The sequence below is a fragment of the Mycobacterium sp. 1245852.3 genome, from assembly GCF_001669335.1.
In the GTDB taxonomy this organism is placed as follows: domain Bacteria; phylum Actinomycetota; class Actinomycetes; order Mycobacteriales; family Mycobacteriaceae; genus Mycobacterium; species Mycobacterium europaeum_A.
Genome location: NZ_LZLL01000359.1, coordinates 1 through 4328, shown reverse-complemented (window position 1 = coordinate 4328; position 4328 = coordinate 1). Strand labels below are relative to the sequence as shown.

General features: G+C 65.0%; 7 protein-coding genes. All 7 read left to right on the top strand.

Annotation, left to right across the window (positions count from 1 at the left end; all coding sequences use genetic code 11):
* The coding region (locus A9W96_RS16035; protein ID WP_156765278.1) for a mechanosensitive ion channel domain-containing protein at nt 1–472 on the top strand (472 nt) is incomplete at its 5' end.
* Nucleotides 469–966 (top strand): hypothetical protein, encoded by a 498-nt coding sequence (locus A9W96_RS16030; protein ID WP_066865173.1) that lies wholly within the window; start codon nt 469–471, stop codon nt 964–966. The genes A9W96_RS16035 and A9W96_RS16030, both read left to right, overlap by 4 nt.
* Before the next feature lie 43 nt (nt 967–1009).
* Entirely contained in the window at nt 1010–1699 is a 690-nt protein-coding gene (ftsE, locus tag A9W96_RS16025) for a cell division ATP-binding protein FtsE (protein WP_066865258.1), read from the top strand.
* Entirely contained in the window at nt 1700–2593 is an 894-nt protein-coding gene (gene ftsX, locus A9W96_RS16020) for a permease-like cell division protein FtsX (RefSeq protein WP_066879255.1), read from the top strand.
* Nucleotides 2594–2595: 2 nt separating this feature from the next.
* The gene (smpB, locus tag A9W96_RS16015) at nt 2596–3105 is read left to right on the top strand and encodes an SsrA-binding protein SmpB (RefSeq protein ID WP_065052255.1); all 510 of its coding nucleotides are present in this window, start codon (nt 2596–2598) and stop codon (nt 3103–3105) included.
* Complete coding sequence (locus A9W96_RS16010; RefSeq protein ID WP_156748842.1) at nt 3102–3944, top strand: DMT family transporter; 843 nt, start codon at nt 3102–3104, stop codon at nt 3942–3944. Before smpB ends, A9W96_RS16010 begins: the two co-directional genes overlap by 4 nt.
* A 34-nt stretch (nt 3945–3978) precedes the next feature.
* Nucleotides 3979–4328 (top strand): tetratricopeptide repeat protein (locus tag A9W96_RS16005; protein WP_369830839.1); only part of this gene is annotated, 350 nt, incomplete at its 3' end.

Sequence of the window (4328 nt, the reverse complement as noted above, 5' to 3'; positions counted from 1 at the left end):
GCGGGTCACCCGGCTGCGCTCACCCGATGGCGAAGTGTTGACCATCCCCAATGGGCAGATCGTCAAGGTGGTCAACCTGTCCAAGGACTGGGCACGCGCGGTGGTGGACATCCCGGTGTCGACCAACGCCGACCTCAACCGGGTCAACGAGGTCTTGCATCAGGAATGCGACCGCGCGATGGACAACCCCGTGCTGGGCCAGTTGCTGCTGGATGCACCCACGGTGATGGGTGTGGAGAGCATCGAAGTCGACACGGTCACCCTGCGTATGGTGGCCCGCACGCTGCCCGGCAAGCAGTTCGAGGTCGGCCGGCAGCTGCGCGTCCTGGTCATCCGGGCGCTGGCCCGCGTCGGGATCGTGACCGCGGCGGATGCGACGGTCGGCCTGGTCGAAGACCCCTCGGTGCCGGCCGCCCAGGCCGCCGAACAGCAAACCGACGATGAAGTCCAAGGTGCGGTGCAGAAGCGTTGAAGTTCACCCTGAACATCCTCGAGAAGCGCGGCGACGGCGACGACAAGGATGCGGAGCATCGCTGGCCCAATTACGTGTTCGGCGGGCGGATGCGCACGTCGACGCTCGTACTGATCATCGCTTTCTTCCTGGCGTGGTGGGTCTACGACACCTACCGCCCGGAGCCGGCACCCAAGCCGCCGGCCCAGCAAGTGGTGCCGCCGGGTTTCGTGCCCGATCCCAACTACACCTGGGTGCCCCGTAGCCGGGTGCAGGCGCCCCCGGCGACCGTCACCTACACGCCGACGTCGACGAGTACGCCGGCACCACCCCCGCCACCGCCGCCGCCGGTGACGACGACCACGACCACGACGCCGCCGTTCCAGCTGCCGCAGCTGCCGTGCATCCTGCCGGCGCCGTTCTGCCCGCCCAGCTCAAGCCCGGCCACACCGACGCCGCAGCAACCGCAACCGGGGCCCGGCCCGGTGCCGAGTTCGCCGCCGCCGGCCAGTTGACTTCGCTTGCCAGCGAAATTCACCGCTACACTGGCGTGCCGTGATGATCACCCTGGACCATGTCAGCAAGAAGTACAAAGCGTCGGCCCGTCCGGCGCTGGAGGACGTCAACGTCAAGATCGACAAGGGTGAATTCGTCTTCCTGATCGGCCCGTCGGGCTCGGGCAAGTCGACGTTCATGCGGCTGCTGCTCGGCGCCGAGAACCCGACCAGCGGCGACGTCCGGGTGTCGAAGTTCCACGTCAACAAGCTGCGCGGTCGGCACGTCCCGAAGCTGCGCCAGGTCATCGGCTGCGTTTTTCAGGACTTCCGCCTGTTGCAGCAAAAAACGGTGTACGAGAACGTCGCGTTCGCGTTGGAAGTGATCGGCAAACGACCCGACGCGATCAATCGGGTGGTGCCCGACGTGCTGGAAACCGTCGGCCTGTCCGGCAAAGCCAATCGGTTGCCCCACGAGTTGTCCGGTGGTGAGCAGCAGCGGGTGGCGATCGCCCGCGCGTTCGTCAACCGGCCGCTGGTCCTGCTGGCGGACGAGCCGACGGGCAACCTCGACCCTGACACCAGTAAGGACATCATGGATTTGTTGGAGCGGATCAACCGCACGGGGACGACGGTGCTGATGGCAACGCACGACCACCACATCGTCGACTCGATGCGCCAGCGCGTCGTCGAATTGTCGCTGGGCAGGCTGGTTCGTGACGAGCAGCGCGGCATCTACGGGATGGACCGCTAAGTGCGCTTCGGTTTCCTACTCAACGAGGTTCTGACCGGACTTCGCCGCAACGTCACCATGACGGCCGCGATGATCCTGACGACCGCGATCTCCATCGGCCTGTTCGGCGGCGGTCTGCTGGTGGTCCGGCTGGCCGACAATTCACGCGAGATCTATCTCGACCGCGTCGAGACGCAGGTGTTTCTGACCGACGACATCTCGGCCAACGACACCACGTGTGCGTCCGCGCCGTGTAAAGGGTTGCGCGAGAAGATCGATGCACGCCAAGACGTCAAATCGGTGCGCTTCGTCAACCGCCAGGACGCCTACAACGACGCCATCAAGAAGTTCCCGGAGTTCAAGGACGTGGCGGGCAAGGACTCGTTTCCCGCGTCGTTCATCGTCAAGCTGAACAACCCCGAACAGCACGCGGAGTTCGATGCCGCGATGCAGGGCCAGCCCGGGGTGCGCAGCATCCTCAACGAGAAGGACCTCATCGACCGCCTGTTCGCCGTGTTGGACGGCCTGCGCGATGCCGCGTTCGCCGTCGCGCTGGTGCAGGCGGTCGGAGCGATCCTGTTGATCGCCAACATGGTGCAGGTCGCCGCGTACACCCGGCGCACCGAGATCGGAATCATGCGGCTGGTCGGTGCCAGCCGCTGGTACACCCAGCTGCCTTTTCTGGTGGAAGCGATGCTGGCCGCGTCCATCGGTGTCGCCATCGCCGTGCTCGGTCTCATGTTGGTCCGTGCATTGTTCCTGGACAACGCGCTGAGCCAGTTCTACCAAGCTCATCTGATCGCCAAGGTCGACTACGCCGACATCCTCTATATCTCGCCGTGGTTGTTCCTGCTCGGCGTGTCGATGGCGGCGGTGACGGCGTACGCGACCTTGCGCCTCTATATACGGCGGTAGCTGTGGCCAAGGGTTCCGGCCGAGCCAAGGCGGCGGGCGGCAAAGGTGGCAGCAAACAGGTTATCGCCACCAATCGCAAAGCGCGACATAACTATTCGATCATCGAGTTGTTCGAGGCCGGGGTGTCTTTGCAAGGCACCGAGGTGAAAAGCCTTCGGCTGGGCCAAGCATCGTTAGCTGACGCGTTCGCAACGATCGACGACGGCGAAGTTTGGTTGCGTAACTTGTACATTCCCGAGTATCAGCACGGTAGCTGGACCAATCATGAACCGCGTCGCAACCGAAAGTTGTTGTTACATAGGCAACAAATCGACAGACTGGTGGGCAAGATACGAGATGGTAACCTCGCCTTGATGCCGCTGTCGCTGTATTTCTCTGAGGGCAAGGTCAAAGTCGAGCTGGCCCTCGCGCGCGGTAAAAGGGCTTATGACAAGCGCCAGGACATGGCGCAACGTGATGCACAGCGTGAGGTGGTCCGTGAAATGGGACGTCGAGCAAAGGGCATGACCTGATCGGGGCGGCTTACGCCCAGCTGTCGGCCGTCACCTACGGCGTCAGCGATTTCGTGGGCGGCGTGGCAGCGCGGCGAGTGGCCGCGCTGCGCGTCATGCTGGTCGCCTACCCGATCGAGACGCTGTTGCTGGGCGTGATGGCCGTGTTCGTCGGCGGGCCTGTTCACCTCGGTGCCGTCGTGTGGGGATGCCTCTACGGCATCGGCATGGCGTTCGGCATGTGGGCGTTCTTCGCGGCGCTGGGCTCCGGCCCGATTTCGGTGGTCTCGCCGTTGGCGGCGGTGCTCAATGCCGCGGTGCCGGTAGCGGTGGGCATGGCGTTGGGGGAGCGGCCCGGGCAGGCGGCCCTGGTGGGCGTCGTCCTGGCGCTGGCCGCGGTGATGCTCGTCAGCCGCGAGGCTCCCGTGGAGGGAACGCCATACCGGTTCACTCCAAAAGTGGCCTGGCTCACAGTGGTTGCGGGTTCGGCGATGGGGCTGAACCTGGTGTTCCTGCACCAGGCGCCGCACGTGTGCAAGCTGTGGCCGCTGGTGTTCGCCCGCGTGGCGGCCAGCCTGGTCGTGTTCGCCATGGCCAAAACCAGCCAGAACCTGGCGATGCCGCGCGGCCGCCCGCTCAAGCTGGCCGTGGCCGTCGCCGTGCTGGACATCTTCGCCAACATCACCATGCTGGCCGCGCTGCACACCTGGCTGCTGTCGTTGGCCAGCATCCTGATTTCGCTGTATCCGGCCGCGACGGTCGTGCTGGCGATGGTGGTACTGCGCGAGCGGGTGACCCGCTTGCAGGGGATCGGCATGGTGCTCGCCATGGGATCGGTGGCGATGATCGCCTCGGCCTGACGGTTGTGCCGCCGCCTAATATTGGGCAGTTGGCATGTATCACGACCGGGAGATGGCGTTGGGTGCGTTTGAGACCGAAGATCCCGTCATTCGCTCGCTGTCGGACGCGGTGGACAAAAGCCCCGACGTGATCGAGCTGCGGTTGCATCTGGCCGGCCTGCTGGCGGACAAAGGCCGCTACGCCGAGGCGCTGGGCCATTGCAGCACGGTGTTGACGCAGGACGCCGGCAATGTCAACGCGCTGAGCCTGTTGCAACGGTGCAGCGCCGCGCTGGCGGCGCCGCCGGCCGAAGCGTCCGCACCGGTTGCAAATCAGCCTGCTGGAAACGAAAACTTCGACTGGTCGAGCGCCGAACAGGAAGTCGCCGACATCATCGAGCCCGC

Excerpts from the sequence above, each read along its gene's own strand:
- ftsE (WP_066865258.1), top strand. The coding sequence starts at position 1,010 with ATGATCACCCTGGACCATGTCAGCAAGAAGTACAAAGCGTCGGCCCGT.